Source organism: Streptomyces omiyaensis, assembly GCF_014650895.1.
GTDB classification, from domain to species: domain Bacteria; phylum Actinomycetota; class Actinomycetes; order Streptomycetales; family Streptomycetaceae; genus Streptomyces; species Streptomyces omiyaensis.
The window spans coordinates 1-15,711 of the sequence record NZ_BMVV01000019.1 but is presented as its reverse complement, the minus strand read 5'-3'; the positions used below and the strand labels follow the sequence as shown (position 1 = coordinate 15,711).

Here is a 15,711-nt window from a genome sequence, read left to right as displayed (position 1 = left end):
GGGCGGCGGCGCCCGAACGACCCCTGCCCGACGGGCAGTCGGGAACACCGGAGCCGTGACGGGGGGGCTGGTGCACGAGGAGCGTCACGCCGTTCAGGCGCCGGATCTCACGCGCGAGCTGGTGGAACAGCTGGGCGCGGTGCCGGGGCTCGACACCACCGACGGCCGCGACCTCCTCATCGACACCCTCGCCGACCGCTTACCCGGCGCCGCCAACATCCCCCGGCACAACCGCCCCCGCTCGGGGATCCTGGAGATCGTCCGGTTCTGCCGCCGCGAAGCGGGCGGGCTGCACGAACTGGCCGCCGCCCTCACCCTGTACGACCCCGGCTCCCGCCCCGCCCACCGGGTCCGCGAGCTCATCGCCGCCGCCCCGGCCCCGCCGGTCCTCGCCGCCCTGCCCGACTCCGAGACCCTCGCCGCCGCCGCCCTCCTCGGCCGCGTCCGGCACCTCGACGCCCGCGGCCTGCTCTACGCCTCCGCCGGCGAACTCGCCCTCCCCCTCCGCCCCGTCACCACCCTCGGCGAGGCCTTCGACTTCCTCACCGGGGCCAACGCCCGGCCCGACGGACTGCCCCCCACGGTGGTGCTGGTCGAGCACGTGGCCGCCGCCCTCGACGGCTCCGGCCCCGACGACGCCCCGACCGCCGCGGGACTGCGGGCCTGGAGCGACGTCCAGGCCGGGAAACTCGGCCTGCGGACACCGCTGGAGGCGGTGCGCGACGAACTCGCCCGGACGCGCGCCGCACAACCCGCGCCCGCGTGCGTCGTTGTCCAGCTGTGCAGAAGCGGAGCGGACCCGGAGCGGTACCGCCTGTCCCACTGGCAGCAGATGCGGCCGGGCCCCTGGCATCCGGTCCCCGGCCGGGACCGGCTCGTCACCCTCGCCGAGGTGGCCGACGCCGTCGAGCGGCTGGTCCTGCGGGCCGAGCAGAGCTGGGCCGGCGAACCCGGCCGCCCCGTGCTGGAGTTCATCCTCCCCCTCCATCTGCTGAACGAGCCGATGGAGTGGCTGCCCGTGGCCTTCCTGCCCAGCTCCTCCACCGCCCTGTGCCTGACCTACCCGGTCGTCCTGCGCAGCCTGGAGCGGATGCGGGCCAAGGAGTCGCACCGGCGCTGGCGCAACCGCTGGCAGCAGGCGCTCGACAGCCCCGACACCGCCTGCCACTGGGACACGGCCGGCAGCCGCGACCACGACCCCGGCCACTGGACCAGCGCGCTCGCCGCCGACGAACAGCTCGTCTCCGTCGTCCTCAGCGCCCCTCCGCTCTCCGGCGACCCGCGCGGCAGCCGGGCCTCCCTCTTCGACGCCCTGTTCGCCGGGGTGCCGATGGCGGTCTGGGACCGGCGCCCCGAACCGCCCTCCGACTTCCGCAAGAAGGCACGCCGACTGCTCAAGGGAAAGGCGATCGAACTGCCGCAGCGCGTCCACCGGTTGCGCATGGACGCGGCCACCGCCGCCGCGGGGAGGCGGGGCGGCCACACCGGCCGGCACCTCGCCGTCCTGTTCGACGACCCGAACCGGCTGGTGGACTGGTCCGGTTCTCCCGAGTCGGACCCCGGACGCGTGCGCGGCGGACACGACGAGGAGGGGGAGACATGAGCGGTGTCCACCACCCGGCCGACAAGGACCGGACCACAGGCCCCGTCACCAGCCGCAGCTGGTGGATCTACCGGGGCACCGGACAGCCACTGACCGACATCCGTCTCGGCGACGTGCTGCCCAAACCACCCGGCTGGCGGACCTTCGACGGCGGCCCCGTGCTGCCCCCCGTGCCCCCGGACAGCGCCGAGACGGACCGCAGGCTCGGCCGGACCGGGCGCGCCACCCCCCGGCAGGACGCCCACGACATCGACCTCATCAACACCGCGCTGCTGCTCCGCAGGCCGCTCCTGGTCACGGGACGGCCCGGAATCGGAAAATCCACCCTGGCCTATCTGATCGCCCGCGAACTGGGCCTCGGCCGGGTCCTCCACTGGGGCATCACCTCGCGCAGCACCCTGCGCTCCGGCCTGTACGAGTACGACGCCATCGGCCGCGCCCAGGCCTCCCTCGGCCACCTCCGCCCCGGCCCCGCCCCCGCGGTGCCGGGCGGAACGGACGGCACCCCCGGTCCGGCCGCCGAGCCCGAACCCGGCTCCAGGATCGGGGACTTCGTCCGCCTCGGCCCGCTCGGCACCGCCCTGCTCCCGTACGAACTGCCGCGCGTGCTGCTCGTCGACGAGCTCGACAAGAGCGACATCGACCTGCCCAACGACCTCCTGCACGTCCTCGACAACGGCACCTACACCATCCCCGAACTGGTCCGCGCCCGACGCCGGGAACCGGTCTCGCACGTCCACACCGACGACCCCGAGGGCACCGTGCCGGTCACCGACGGCCTGGTGCGGTGCCGGGCCTTCCCCTTCATCGTCATCACCAGCAACGGCGAACGGCAGTTCCCGCCCGCCTTCCTCCGCCGCTGCGTCCGGCTCGACGTCTCCCCGCCCCGCGAGGACCAGCTCGCCGCCATGATCGCCGCCCACTTCGAGAACCAGGAGGGGCGCCACGACGCCATGATCCGGCAGTTCATCGAACGCGGCCGGGACCACGGCGGCCTCGCCACCGACCAGCTGCTCAACGCCGTCTACCTCCGCTCCGCGGGGGTCCGCGGCGACGACGAGGCCTGGGGCGAGCTCCTGGAAGCCCTCTGGCGACGCCTCTCGGGAGCACCCTGATGGACGACGCCGACGCGCTCCCCGAGCCCTTCGAAGTGGCCGAGGCGCTCTGGCTGCACGCCTACCAGACCTCCGCCGCCCCGCTGCCGCCGTCCTCCGAGCCGCCGCAGACCCGGCCGAGGACCCCGCCCGAGCTCACCGGCCCGTTCCCGGAGGAACCCCCGCCGTCCGCGCCGCCGGAACCGCGGGAGCCACCGGGGCCCGGAGAGCGGCGGGACACGGCGGACCGCCCCGGACCCGGCCGGCCGGCCGATCCGTTCGCCGGGTGGACCGGGCCGTTCCCCTCCGGCGCGGCCGAACCGCCGGCCGCGGCACCCGGCGGGAGCGAGGGCGGCGACGCGCTCCGCCCCGCCGAAGCCCCCCTGCCCGACCTGCGCGACGCGCCCGGCATCGGCCGCCGGCTGCGGCCGCTCCGCCGGCTGGTCCCCTCCCCCACCGAGGTCGAACTGGACGAGGAGGCCACCGTCGAGCGCGTCGCCGAGGACGGCTTCTGGCTGCCCCGGACCCGGCCCGTCGGCGAACGCCGCTTCGACCTCGCGCTGGTGGTGGACGACCACACGACGATGGCGATCTGGGAGCAGACGGTCGCCGAGCTCACCGCCGTCGCCGAACAGCTCGGCGCCTTCCGGGACGTGCGCGTCCACCGCCTCGGCGCACGCGGGACCCCGTCCGGCACCCGGGCCGTGCTGAACGGCCCCCGCGGCGCCGTGAGCGACCCGGCCGAGCTGATCGACCGCACCGGCCGCCGGATCGTCCTCGTCCTCACCGACGCGCTGGGGCCGCTGTGGCGCACCGGCGCCGGGCAGGCGGCCCTGGAGCGGTGGGCGGCGGCCGGGCCCGCCGCCGTCGTCCACCTGCTCTCCGAACGGGACTGGCACCGCACCGCCCTCGCCCCGTGGCGGGTCCGGCTGCGCAGCCCGCGCCCGGCCGCCCGCAACACCGAACTGGCCGTGCGCTTCCCGCCGGAGGAGCACGACCCCTTCGCCCCGCCGCCCGCGTCCTGGCGCGTGCCGGTGCCCGTCCTCGGGCTCGACGCCGACTGGCTGGGCCGCTGGGCCTCGCTCGTCGCCGGGGACACCTCCGGCTGGGCCCCCTCCTCCGTCCTGCTCCTCGGGGCTCCCGCGCGCAGCGCGCCGGAGCCGCCCGCACCGCCGGCCGCCGCGCCGGCGCCGACCGTGCAGGAGCGCGTCCGCCGCTTCCGCAGCCACGCCACCCCCACCGCCTTCCGGCTCGCGACCCATCTGGCCGCCGCCGTCCTCGACCCCCTGCTGGTCCGTGACGTGCGGCGCCGGCTGGTGCCGGAGGCCCAACCGGTGCACGTGGCCGAGCTGTTCCTCAGCGGGCTCGTCGAGGAGCCCTCGCCCAGGACGGCACCGGCCGTCGTGGCCGCGCTCGACTTCGTCGCCGGGGCCCGCGAGGCGCTCCTGGCCGGCGCGATGCGGGCGGACACCGCACGGGTCGCCCGCTCGGTCGCCGACTTCTTCGGCGACCGCTCCGAGGCGGCCCGCGGCCTGCGCGGCGCCCTCCTCACCCCCGAGGAGGCGCCCGACCCGCCGCTGACCCCGGAGAGCCTCCCCTTCGTCCGCGTCGAACTGGCGATCCTCCGCGCCCTGTCCGGCCCCTACCTCCATCGGGCCAACCGGATCAGCGCGGCCCTGGAGGGCCGTCCCACGGGAGTGTCCGTCATGGAGGACGCCCCCGGCCTGGTACACGATGTCCCCAACACCCCCGTAAATACCGACATGGACGGCCTTCCCATGACCGACATCACCGCCCGTCAGCAGCCGATCGAGGACGTCAACGGCTCCTCGGGCCCCTCGATCCCGGCGCCGAGTCCCGACGACCGGCAGGGCGGTGACACCCCCGCCGGCGGCACGAGGCTCCCCGGCGGCACGACCGGCCCCCGGACGGAGCGGCAGCCGCGCGCCGCCGTGCCCGCCGTCTGGGGCAACGTCCCCCCGCACAACCCCAACTTCGTCGGCCGCGAGGACCTGATCGCCCAGGTGCGCCGCCAGCTCCTCACCGGCGACACCTCGGCGGTGCTCCCGCACGCGCTGCACGGCATGGGCGGCGTCGGGAAGTCGCAGATCGCCATCGAGTACGTCTACCGCCACGCCCACGAGTACGACGTCGTCTGGTGGATCCCCTCCGAGCAGCCGACGATGATCCTGACCGCGCTCACCGAACTCGCCCAGCGGATGGGCCTGAACGTGGGCAGCGAGGCCAACCGGGCGGTCCCCGCCGTCCGCGAGGCGCTGCGCCGGGGCGACCCCTACGACCGGTGGCTGCTGGTCTTCGACAACGCCGAGAACGTCGAGGCGGTCCGCCCCTACTTCCCGACCGGCGGCACCGGCAAGATCCTCATCACCTCGCGGAACCAGGAGTGGGACCGGGTGGCCAGGACGCTCTCCGTCGACATCTTCACCCGCGAGGAGAGCAAGGCGCTGCTGCGCCGGCGCGCCCGCGACCTCAGCGACTCCGACGCCGACCGCCTCGCCGAGGCCCTCGGCGACCTCCCCCTCGCCATCGAGCAGGCGGCGGCCTGGCAGGCCGTCACCGGGATGGCGGTCCCCGAGTACCTGCGGCTGATCAAGGAGAAGATCGCCGAGCTGATGCTCGAACTGGTGCCGTCGCCCGACTACCCGATGTCGGTGGCGGCCGCCTGGGACGTCTCGCTGCGCCAGCTGGAGGAACGCAACCCCGCGGCGCTCCAGCTCCTCCAGGTCTGCTCCTTCTTCGCCCCCGAGCCGATCTCGCGCACCCTCTTCAACAACTCGCGGGCCACCACCATCGCCCCCGAACTGGACGCGGCCCTGCGCGACCCGATCCGCCTCAGCCGGGCGGTCCGCGAGATCAACGTCTACGCCCTGGCCCGCATCGAGCACCGCCACAACACCATCCAGCTGCACCGCCTGGTCCAGGCCGTGCTCGTCAACCGCATGTCCCCGCAGCAGCAGGCCGACATGCGGCACGGCGCCCACCTGCTCCTCGCCGACGCCAACCCGAACAACCCCGGCGCCCGCTCCTCCTGGCGGCAGTACCAGGAGCTCCTGCCCCACGTCGTGGGGTCGCGCGCGGTGGAGTGCGAGGACCCGTGGGTGCGCCGGCTGCTCCTGGGCATGGTGGAGTTCCTGCACGCCTGGGGCGACCACGCGGGCGCCGCCGCGATGGCCCGCGAGGCGCTGCGGATCTGGACGGAGAAGTTCGGCGCCGAGGACCAGCAGACGCTCCAGATGGCGAAGTGGCTGGCCTTCGTGCTGCGCGCGCTCGGCGAGTACCAGGAAGCCGCCGCGATGATGGAGCACACGGCCGACGTGTACGTCCGGACGATGGGCGAGGACAACGAGGGCACCCTCGACGCCCTGATCCAGCTCACCAGCGGACTGCGGCTGCGGGCCGAGATGGCCCGCGGCCTGGAGATCGACCGGTCGGTGTACGAGCGCTCGCTGCGGGCCTTCGGCGAGGAGGACCCGGCCACCCTCCGCGCCGCCCACAACCTCGGCATCGGACTGCGGCTGATGGGCCTGTACGAGGAGGCGCGCACGCACGACACGGAGACCGCCCGGCTCCGCGCGCTCCACCTGGGCGAGAACCACGCGGCGACCCTGAACACCCTCAGCGGGCTGTCCATCGACATCCGCGAGACCGGCGACTACCAGGAGGCCGCCGCCCACCAGGAGGAGGTCCACGGCCGGCTGTCCGCCGCCTTCGGCGAGGACAACCCCGCCACGCTCGGCGCCGCGCGGGTCCTCGCCGTGTGCCGCCGCCGCGCCGGCGACCACGACGGGGCGCTCGCGCTGGGCGAGTCGGTGTGGGCGAAGTTCGTGGAGCGGTACGGCCCCGACCACCCGAGCGCGGTCGCCTGCGCCGCCAACCTCGTCGTGGACCTGCGCCAGGACGGACAGCTGCGGCGGTCCCGGGAACTCGCCGAGGCGACCATCGAGCGGTACGGGACGAAGCTCGGCGCCACCCACCCGTACACCCTGTCGGCCCGGGTCAACCTCGCCCTGACCCTGCGGCACCTGGACGACCTGCCGGGCGCCCGGGAGCAGCTGGACCTCGCGCTGCCGGGGCTGCGCGCCTCGCTGGGCGAGGATCACGTCCTCACCCTCACGGCGGCCGTCGGCACGGGCAGCCTGCTCGCCGCCGAGGGGCGGCACGAGGAGGCGCTCGCGCACGACCGGGCCACCCTGGAGCGGCTGCGCCGCGCCCTGGGCGACACCCACCCGACCGCGCTGGCCTGCGCCACCAACGTGGTCCTGGACCTGAGGGCCCTGGGCCGGGACGACGAGGCGACGACCCTGCACACCGAGACGCTGGCGCACTTCCGGAGCCGGCTCGGCGAGGAGCACCCGGCGACGGTGGCCTCGGCGAGCGGCCGCCGCGCCGACGTGGACATCGCGCCCGTGCCGTTCTAGGCGGACGCGGAAGGGCCGGCCGGACCCCCGTGGGGGTCCGGCCGGCCCTTTCCGTCCCCGGGCTCAGGACCGGGGCACCGCCCCGCCACCGCCCGACGGCAGCGGCCCGGCGTCCGGGACGGGCGCCGCCTTCGGCCCCGGGGCGGCCTCCGGCCCGGACCAGATCTCCGGGGTGCTCTCCCTGGGGGCGGACGGCTCGTCGCCGGAGCGGCGCAGCAGCCGGATCAGCGGCCCTGCGGCGGCCGTGGTGACCAGCGCCATCACCACCAGCAGGGCGTAGAGGCGGGGGCCGATCACCCCGGCCCGGAGCCCGACGTCGAGGACGATCAGCTCGGTCAGACCCCGGGTGTTGAGCAGGACGCCGATCAGCAGCGACTCGCGCCAGGGCAGCCGGCCGGTGCGGGCGGCGAGCGTGCCGGCGCCCAGCTTCCCCACCACCGCCGCCACCACTATCACCGCGAGGAGCAGCAGGTCGGAGCCGCGCAGCCCGTCCAGCACGACGGCCGTGCCGGAGACGGCGAAGAACATCGGCAGCAGCAGGCCTCCGGTGTCCTGGAGCGGGCGGAGCAGCCGCGCGTCCGGGGTGCCGTCGGGCCTGCGCGGCATGATCACGCCGGCGAGCAGCGCGCCGAAGATGACGTGCAGGCCGAGGGCGTTGGTGGCCCAGGCGGAGGCGAGCGCCACGGTGACGGCGACGGGGACCTGGCGGGAGACGGGGGTTCCGGGCCGGCCGATCCAGCGGGCCGTCAGGGGGCGCACGGCGAAGAGCATCACCAGCACGTAGACGACCAGGAGGGCGGCCTTGACGGCCCACTCGCGGGCCGATCCGTGCACCCCGCCGACGAGGACGACGGCGAGGACGGGCCAGCTCAGCGCGTCGATGACGCCGGCGGAGGCCATCGCGACGGTGCCGGGCCGGGTGCCGGCCAGCCCCTGGTCCTTGATGATGCTGGCCAGGACGGGGACGGCGGTGATCGAGAGGGCGACCGCCATGTAGAGGACGAAGGTGGCGTCGGTCGGGAGGCCGTCGTTGACGGCCGCGAAGGGGCCGGGCAGGAGCAGCACGAGCCCGGCGCCGAGCAGCATCGGGACGACGAAGCCGCCCAGCGAGACGGTGGTCACCGAGCGTTGCCCCCGGAGCATTCCGAGGTCCAGTTCGTAACCGACGGCGAAGAGGAAGAAGACCAGGGCCACTTGGGCGAGGGCCGTCATGACCGGCCGGATCTCCGGCGGGAAGAGGAGCTCGTGCACCCCGCCGGGGACGAGTCCGAGCAGACTCGGCCCCAGTGCGATTCCGGCGAACAGCTGCCCGATGACGGGTGGTTGACCGAATCTTCGGGCCAGCGCCCCGAGGGCGTAGGAGGCCCCGACGACGACCGCGAGAGCCGCGACGACGTGCGTGATGACGGAATCCGAGCTCACCGGCGATCCCTTCCGGCGCGCACCTCCCGCTGCGGCGCGGCCCCTACGGAGTGTAGCCGCCCGGGGCGGAAGTGACCTATCGTGGAAGCCGTTTGGCGTATGCCACCTCGACGGGGGGTCACGGGTGACGACGGTGCTGTTCGTCCACGGCACGGGGGTGCGCGAGCCGGGGTACGGCGCTTCTCTGGAGCGGGTCCGGGAGGGGTTCGCGGCGGTCCGTCCGGACGTCGTGGTGGCCCCCTGCTACTGGGGCGGGGAGGCCGGTTCGACGCTCGGCTCGCACGGCCTGTCGATCCCGGGGTACGGCTCCGGGCGCGCCGTCCCGAGCCCCGAACCGGACGCCCGGGACGTCGAGTTCTGGGGTCTGCTCTATCTCGACCCGCTGCTGGAACTGCGCCTGCTGGCCTCGGGGTCCGGGCCCCGGACCGAGCTGGCGCCGGGCGCCCGGCCGGCCGGCGAGGCGCTCGCCTCGGCGGCCCTGGCGCTCGCCGGTGACGACGTGCTGCGCGGGCTGCTCGACGCGGCCGGGATCGGCGGGGAGTTCGCCGCCGCCGTGGCCTCGGTGGTGACCTCCCCGGACGGCCGCGACTTCCTGAGGTCGCCGCTGGCCGCGGCCGAACCGGACGCCCTGGTGAGGGCGTTCGTCGCCGAGTCGGTGCGCCGCGCGCTCGGGGACGGGGACGCGGCGCCGCCGCTCGACGGGACCGCCCGGGACGCGGCGGTGGACCGGGCCGCCGCCCTGCTGCCCGGGGAGACCGGGACCCACCGGGGGCCGGTGACCCGGCGGGCCGGGAAGCTGGCCGGGCGGCTGGTCCTCGGGATCGCCTCGGCGCAGGCGGTGAAGCGGCGGTCGGCGCTGACCGACGCGGCCCATCCGGCCGCCGGCGACGTGCTGCTCTACCTGGCGCGGGGCGGGGCGGTCCGGGAGGCCGTGGCGGCGGCGGTCCGGGAGGCCGCGCCGCCGGTGGTGGTCCTGGCGCACAGCCTCGGCGGGATCGCCTCGCTCGACCTGCTGGTGCTGCGGGAACTGCCGGAGGTGGCGCTGCTGGTCACGGTCGGCTCGCAGGCGCCGTTCCTGTACGAGCTGGGGGCGCTGCCGAGCCTGGAGCACGGGGCGCCGCTGCCCGCGCACGTGCCGCCGTGGATCAACGTGTACGACCGGCGGGACCTGCTGGCCTACCTGGGCGCGGGGGTCTTCCCGGGCCGGGTGCGGGACGTGGAGGTCGACGGCCGGCAGCCCTTCCCGCTGGCGCACAGCGCCTACTGGGGCAATCCGGAGCTGTACCGCCTCCTCGCGGCGGAGCTGCCGTGACGCCGGTGCGGCCGGAGCGGACGCACGCCCTGGTCGTCGGGGTGGAGCGGTACGCGGCGGGCCCGGCGTGGGACCTGCCGGGCCCGGCGGCGGACGCCCGCCGCTTCACCGCCTGGCTGCGGCGGAGCGGGGTGCCGGCCGGGCAGATCTCGCTGCTGCTCGCGCCGCTGCCGGGGGCGGGCGGGCCCGCGCCCGGCGTCGCCGAGGAACCGGCCGGCCGGGAGGCGGTGCAGGAGGTGCTGACGCGGCGGCTGCCGGCCCGGGAGGGCGACCTCCTGTGGGTGTTCTGGGGCGGTCACGGCGTCACCGACCCGCAGGGGCACCGCCGGCTCTTCTACGCGGACGCCGAGGGGGACGACCGCCGCAATCTCGACCTGGACGCCTGGCTGACCGCCTTCACCACCGACCTGCTGCCCGGCTTCCCGCGCCAGATCTGGCTGGTGGACTCCTGCCAGACCTTCGTGGAGGAGCTGGGCCTGTCCCGGTCCCTGCCCGCCGAACTCCCGCCGGGGGGCGAGCGCCTGCCGGGCCGCGAGCAGTCCGTGCTGCTGGCGGCCGGCCCCGGGCAGCGGGCGGCCAACGATCCCGTACGGCGGACCGGGGCGTTCTCCGAGGTGGTGCTGTCCGCCCTGGAGGCGGCGGACGGCGGGACGTGGCCGCCCGACCCGGGCGCCCTCGCGGCGACGGTGGCCGAGCGGTTCGCGGACGGGGCCGGCGGACCGGCCGGCGGCGGCCAGCGCCCCACCTCGCTCTGGTACCGCTCCGGGGCGGGCGACGAGCGGCTGCTGACGCTCCCCGCCCCCCGGCGCGCGGAGCGGCCGGTGCCGGACGAGGCGCTGCCCGGGCTGATCGGCCTGCTGAGCGCGTCGCCGGGGATGGCGGACCAGCAGCAGCGACAGCTCGTCGTCTCCCTGCTCCCGCCCGAACTGGCCGGTTCCATCCCCCGGTTCGGGGCGGCCAGGCCGGACATCGTCAGCATCGTGCGGGCCTGCCGGCGACACCCCGGCGGCCTCACGGCCCTTGTCGCGGCGGTCTCGCTGATCGAGGCCGGCTCACCGGAGGAGCGGGCCGTGAGCGAGTGGGCCGACCGCTGGATTCGGCCGGATTCAGGGGGTTGACCGCCCTGATCACGCCCTTCCCGAACCCCCGGGCCTGGGCCATCATGAAGGGTGACGGGGTTCAGCGTGGTGAGGGGGAACCGATGCACACGTCCGCGGAACACATGGGATCCGAACTGGTCGATCTCAGCGGGATCCCCCTGTCCGCCCTCCGCACGCAGAGCCCGCGGCTGCACGCCGACGCGCTGGACCGGCTGCTGCGTCAGATCGAGCGTCCGCGGATCAACTTCGGCGACGGGACGGGCGAGGGGCCGAACGGCTAGGCCGGGCCCGGGGCCCGCCCCACAGGACAGGCCCCGGGTCGTTTCCTTCGGATCAGGTCGGCTCGGGGAGCCGCGTCCGGTGCGCGCGTGCGCGAGGCGACGCCTCCCCGCGGCAGCGGGGGAGTCGCGGGCCCGGCGGGATCCGGAGGGGGCGGCCCGGGCCGCGACCGTTCCGGGAGGAGACCGGTGCAGACCGCCGGAGGACACGAGCCCGCCCGTGCCGCGCACCACCTCGTGCCGTCGGCGCACTTCGAGGCCCTGGCCTCGGGCCGGGGCGGACCCGAGGTCGTCCGGTTCCTGCGCACGACCGAGTACAGCCGCCGGCTGCTGCTCCTGCGGGCGCTGCTCGACGGGGCCGCGGCGACGCCGTCGGCGCTGGGGCCGCTGCCCCCGGTGGACAGCGCGTGGGAGTCGCTGACGGCCGCCCAGGAGCGGGCGCCGGAGGAGTTCCGGGAGCTGCTGCTCCATCCCCAGGTCGGCGTCTGGCTGGGACACGGGATGCGGCGGCTGCGCCACACGGCCTGGGGCGACGGGCCGCTCTGGACCGATCTCGGACACCTCTTCGCGGTGTGCGCGGTCGCCGCGCTGCGGGCGGGCCTGCCGCTGCGGACCGCGGTGCCGCTGCGGGACGGCGACGTGATGTTTCCCGCCCTGGGGCTGGCCCGGCTGCCGGGCCGGCCGCGCTGGTCCACCGCCGAGGTGGTGGTGGAGGCGGGCCGGCTGACGGTCGAGCCGCACCGCGAGGGGGTGGGTCCCCCGGCGGCGGGGGCGGACGGCGACGCGCCCGGCTGGCTGGGGCTGCGGCGGCTGCGGGCCCGGGCGGCGGGCCGCGCGGTGAGCGTCTGGCTGGACGACGTCGACCCGTACCGGGAGCTGGGCGAGCCGCTGCCGCCGCACCGCCTGGGGGCCGACCGGACGGCCCGCTGGCAGGAGGGGTTCGAGCGGGCGCTGGAGGTCCTGGAGGAGTGCGACCCGGAGACGGCCGCGGCGCTGGCGGAGGCCCTGCGGAGCCTGACGGCGGTGCCGGCGCCGCCGGGCGGACGCGTCCGCAGCGCCTCCTCGGGCGACTCCTTCGGGGGGCTGCTGAGCTCGCCGCCGCCGGATCCGGTCGCCTTCGCCGTCACCCTCGTGCACGAGTTCCAGCACGGCAAACTGGGCGCGCTGACCCACCTGCTGACGCTGGAGCGGGACGACGGGACGGAGCGCCACCACGCCCCCTGGCGGGAGGACCCGCGGCCGCTGAGCGGCCTGCTCCAGGGGGCGTACGCGTTCCTCGGCATCGCCGACTTCCGCTCCCGGCACCTGGACCGGGTGGTCCCGGCGGGCCGGGTCGCGGCCGAGTTCGAGCTGGCGCTGGTGCGGCGGCAGGCCCGGGAGGCGGTGGCGACGCTCGCCGCCGATCCCGCGCTGACCGCGCACGGGCGCCGGTTCGTGGCGGGCATGGCCGCGCGGCTGCCGGCCCGCCCGGCCGACCGCCGGATCCGGCCGGTCGCGGACGCGCTGGCCGCGCTGGCCGCGACCGACCACCGCACCGAGTGGCGGATCCGCCACCTGGTCCCCGACCCGGAGGACGTCCGCGCCCTGGCCCGGGCGTACGTCTCGGGCACGGCGCCCGGCTTCCGCCCCGCCGCCCCCGCCGTCGCCCCCGACCGCTCGGGGGCCTGGTCGCACAGCCGGGTCCGGCTCGTCCGGCGCGTCCTGGGCGGCTCCCCCGGCGCGCCGTCCGCCGCCCGCGCCCTGCTCCTGGGCGACCCGTCGGCCCCGGAGGCGTACGCCCGGCTGCTGGCGGAGGACCCCGACTCCCCCGACGCGTGGACGGGGCTGGTCCTCGCCCTCGCCACCGCCTCCCCCGCGGCCCGCCCGCTCCTGCGCCGCCCCGACCTCCTCCGCCCCCTCCACCACGAACTCCGCACCCTGGGCACCCCCGCCGCCCCGGCCCCCCTGGCCCACTGGCTCGCCGACACCGCCCTCGGCGCCCCGCCCCGTGACCGCCCCCGGCACCGGCCGTCCGGGTGAGCGCCCGGCGTGGGGTCTGTCAATGGAGGGGTGTAACGGTGGTGGGGTTACTGGCGGGCCGCGGAGAGTCAGCCGTCGAAGGTGTTCAACGCTGTCTCCCCACGCAGAGTCCAGCGGGTTTATCCCCCTGCCGGTGGGGGCGAGGGACATGATCGCCATACGGACACACTTCAACGCGGCCTGTTCGTTGGGGAGGTGTCCGCGGGCCTTGACCGATCGCCGGATATTTCCAACCCCAGGCGTGGGCTAACTCGGCGAACCGCTCCAGGGCAGCCTCCTCGGTCGCCACCGCATAGACCGGCTTGAGGAGCTTGCCAATCTTGTCCAGTCCTGGCGGGCGGCATAGCGGAAAGCGTTCCGCAGCAGGTGGACCAAGCAGGTCTGCACGATCATCTGCGGCCAGACGGTCTCGACCGCGCCGGGCAGGCCCTTCAGGCCGTCGCAGACGAGCATGAGGACGTCGTTCACACCGCGGTTCTTGATCTCGGCGAGATACGCATCCGGTGCTTTGCACTCTCGCCGCCGCCCCGGCTCACAAGCTGACATCCAGCATCCGCGCGATCTCGGCGTTTAAGCGTCTCTGATCGAACGACTCGACCGCTCGCACACGACCCGCCTCGGCCAACTGTGACCGCGCCAACGGGGCCAAGCGAGGCCTCTGGGGCTATGCATGGCGCGTAGAGAACACCACCGCAGCGTCCGGGGACCTCGCCTCGTCACACACTCCTACCGATCCGGAATTTCACCCCACAGAACCGGGATGAAAAAGATCAATCAACCTATTCCGGCCAGGCCGATCCGCGAAGATATCCAATAGATTTCGGATCTTCCGTAAAAAATGCCTCCTCGGGCCCTATGAGAGAGAAGGAGAGAGTGCACCCGTCAGACATTCCAGGGAATCTAAACAGGACCCCAGGGGACTCGTCAGGAACGGTATAAAAATCCCATTCCGCAGGACCAGAGTAGTACTCTCCATCATGGGGAGGACACACATCCGGCGCGTTAACAAAAACTGCCGTCCCATCACCCTTAATAGATACAGAGGAGACTCTATCATTCCCCTCCGCTCGCCAATTCCCCGCCACATCACCCACATCAAGGGGCGGTCGAGCCGGCACCAGAAAAGCGAAATACGCACCCATTGCAGCAACGATCGTGCCGATAAAGGCAGAAAACCTCAGCAACTTCTTACGGCGATTACTTCGCATCAAAATTTCCCATTCTCATAGGTGCCAAAATTCGCCTTCACCGCATAATCGCCAGTGCTCACATATGCGTCAACTGCGTCAACTATCTCACCTTCCGTGATGTTATTCTGAGCGATTCTCGGAAAGGGCTCTGACCATGTTGACTCAAGGGGCTTACGCCCCACCTCTCTCGCTTTTGAATTATTATACAGATCCGCCATGCGGTCACCTCTCTCTCTAATATCCAGATAGGCCTCATGCGCGTCGGCCAGTCGAGTCGCCCCCTCCTCCCCAAGTTCAACCGTGAGCCTAGCCTGCCAGAGGAAGTGCTGCAGAGCGTTCTGCCCACCCTTACGCAGACCTATCTTCCTCCAGTACTTCCCGGCCGTTTCTTCAGCCCACCCCGCAATTGCATATGCAGTGCTACATTCAGCCAGGGAAAGAAGGCACATGTTCATTTCAGCCTGATTTGGCTTCTGCCAGAAATAGGGCCCGTTATTTGCTCCGTCATCGTCGTTATAGTAGAGAGGAGCGGTCTGGCGATCCAGGTACTCGTCTTCGAGCCGCAAGGCTTCCCTCTCTCGATTCCTCTTCCTTTCCCGATCCACCTCTTCCTTAGTTTTCTGATCTTCCCCAGCATTTCCAGCCACTGTCTCACCAATATAATCGCCCCCTTCGGAGGGCTGCTGAACGTCTCCCGGCACAGCACCTGTCGCTTTAGTTCCATTCGATGCAGATCCACAGCGGTTAGCCCCATTCGTGCCACCACATCTAGCGTCGTCAGCGCGCATTCCTGTGGGATCCGAGGTAGTAACCGGGTTATTGTTCGCGTAACTGTAGCCATTAAGTGACTGCGCTTGATCGAGGCTGAGAATTGGATCGACGCTGATGAACTGACCCAGAGCCGTGTCGTATTCACGGGCGCCGATGTGAGTGAGGCCCGTGGTGGTGTCGATGTCGCCGCCGACGAAGCCCTTGGTGCCGGGCCAGAAGTAGGGGGCGGCTCCTCGTTCGCCGCCGAACGGCATGGTCTTGCGGCGGTTGGTGGCGAGGCTGCTGGCGGAGATGGAGAGGGTGTTGGTGTTGTGGTGGTCGGAGACCAGGAGGCCGACTCGGCTGTCCTTGCTGTGGGGTCTGCCGCACGAACGGGTGGCATCTGATCTGGCTTGCCCTGTAGGGCAGGTGGGAAGGATGTCGCTGTGCCGAAGCCCTATCCGGAAGAGTTCCGCCAGGATGTCGTGCGGGTCGCGAGGAACC

Annotated in this window: 9 protein-coding genes and 1 pseudogene; 7 read left to right on the top strand and 3 right to left on the bottom strand. The window is 73.7% G+C overall.

Annotated features, from left to right (window positions below; translation table 11 throughout):
• Positions 1 to 70 precede the first annotated feature (70 nt).
• Genes IE287_RS26635 through fxsT form a run of 3 tightly spaced genes read left to right on the top strand, consistent with a single transcriptional unit; the run spans position 71 to position 7,136 of the window.
• The gene (locus IE287_RS26635; protein ID WP_189851745.1) at positions 71 to 1,603 is read left to right on the top strand and encodes a VMAP-C domain-containing protein; all 1,533 of its coding nucleotides are present in this window, start codon (positions 71 to 73) and stop codon (positions 1,601 to 1,603) included.
• Entirely contained in the window at positions 1,600 to 2,718 is a 1,119-nt protein-coding gene (locus tag IE287_RS26630; protein ID WP_189851744.1) for an AAA family ATPase, read from the top strand. The genes IE287_RS26635 and IE287_RS26630 overlap by 4 nt, the downstream gene beginning before the upstream one ends.
• Entirely contained in the window at positions 2,718 to 7,136 is a 4,419-nt protein-coding gene (gene fxsT / locus IE287_RS26625) for an FxSxx-COOH system tetratricopeptide repeat protein (protein WP_189851743.1), read from the top strand. Before IE287_RS26630 ends, fxsT begins: the two co-directional genes overlap by 1 nt.
• 63 nt (positions 7,137 to 7,199) lie before the next feature.
• Here the strand turns inward: fxsT and IE287_RS26620 are convergent, their stop codons facing one another.
• Positions 7,200 to 8,558: a cation:proton antiporter gene (locus tag IE287_RS26620; protein ID WP_189851742.1), complete on the bottom strand. Its 1,359-nt coding sequence runs from the start codon at positions 8,556 to 8,558 to the stop codon at positions 7,200 to 7,202.
• A 124-nt stretch (positions 8,559 to 8,682) separates the two neighbouring features.
• Between IE287_RS26620 and IE287_RS26615 the strand changes: the two genes are divergently transcribed.
• From IE287_RS26615 to IE287_RS39165, 4 genes are all read left to right on the top strand, one after another.
• Positions 8,683 to 9,870, top strand: coding sequence for a hypothetical protein (locus IE287_RS26615; protein ID WP_189851741.1), 1,188 nt, complete (start codon positions 8,683 to 8,685; stop codon positions 9,868 to 9,870).
• A complete protein-coding gene (locus IE287_RS26610) occupies positions 9,867 to 10,988 on the top strand; it encodes an effector-associated domain 2-containing protein (RefSeq protein ID WP_189851740.1) in 1,122 nt (373 codons plus the stop codon). Before IE287_RS26615 ends, IE287_RS26610 begins: the two co-directional genes overlap by 4 nt.
• A gap of 83 nt (positions 10,989 to 11,071) precedes the next feature.
• Positions 11,072 to 11,251 carry a hypothetical protein gene (locus tag IE287_RS26605; RefSeq protein ID WP_189851739.1) on the top strand — a complete coding sequence of 60 codons (180 nt, stop codon included), beginning with the start codon at positions 11,072 to 11,074 and terminating at the stop codon, positions 11,249 to 11,251.
• A gap of 186 nt (positions 11,252 to 11,437) precedes the next feature.
• Complete coding sequence (locus tag IE287_RS39165) at positions 11,438 to 13,267, top strand: HEXXH motif domain-containing protein (RefSeq protein ID WP_189851738.1); 1,830 nt, start codon at positions 11,438 to 11,440, stop codon at positions 13,265 to 13,267.
• Between the two features lie 68 nt (positions 13,268 to 13,335).
• On the opposite strand, the pseudogene IE287_RS26595 reads toward IE287_RS39165, so the two are convergent.
• Positions 13,336 to 13,791: pseudogene (locus IE287_RS26595) on the bottom strand (transposase); the annotation flags it as partial.
• Positions 13,792 to 14,474: 683 nt separating this feature from the next.
• Positions 14,475 to 15,711 (bottom strand): RHS repeat domain-containing protein (locus IE287_RS26590; protein ID WP_229883765.1); only part of this gene is annotated, 1,237 nt, incomplete at its 5' end.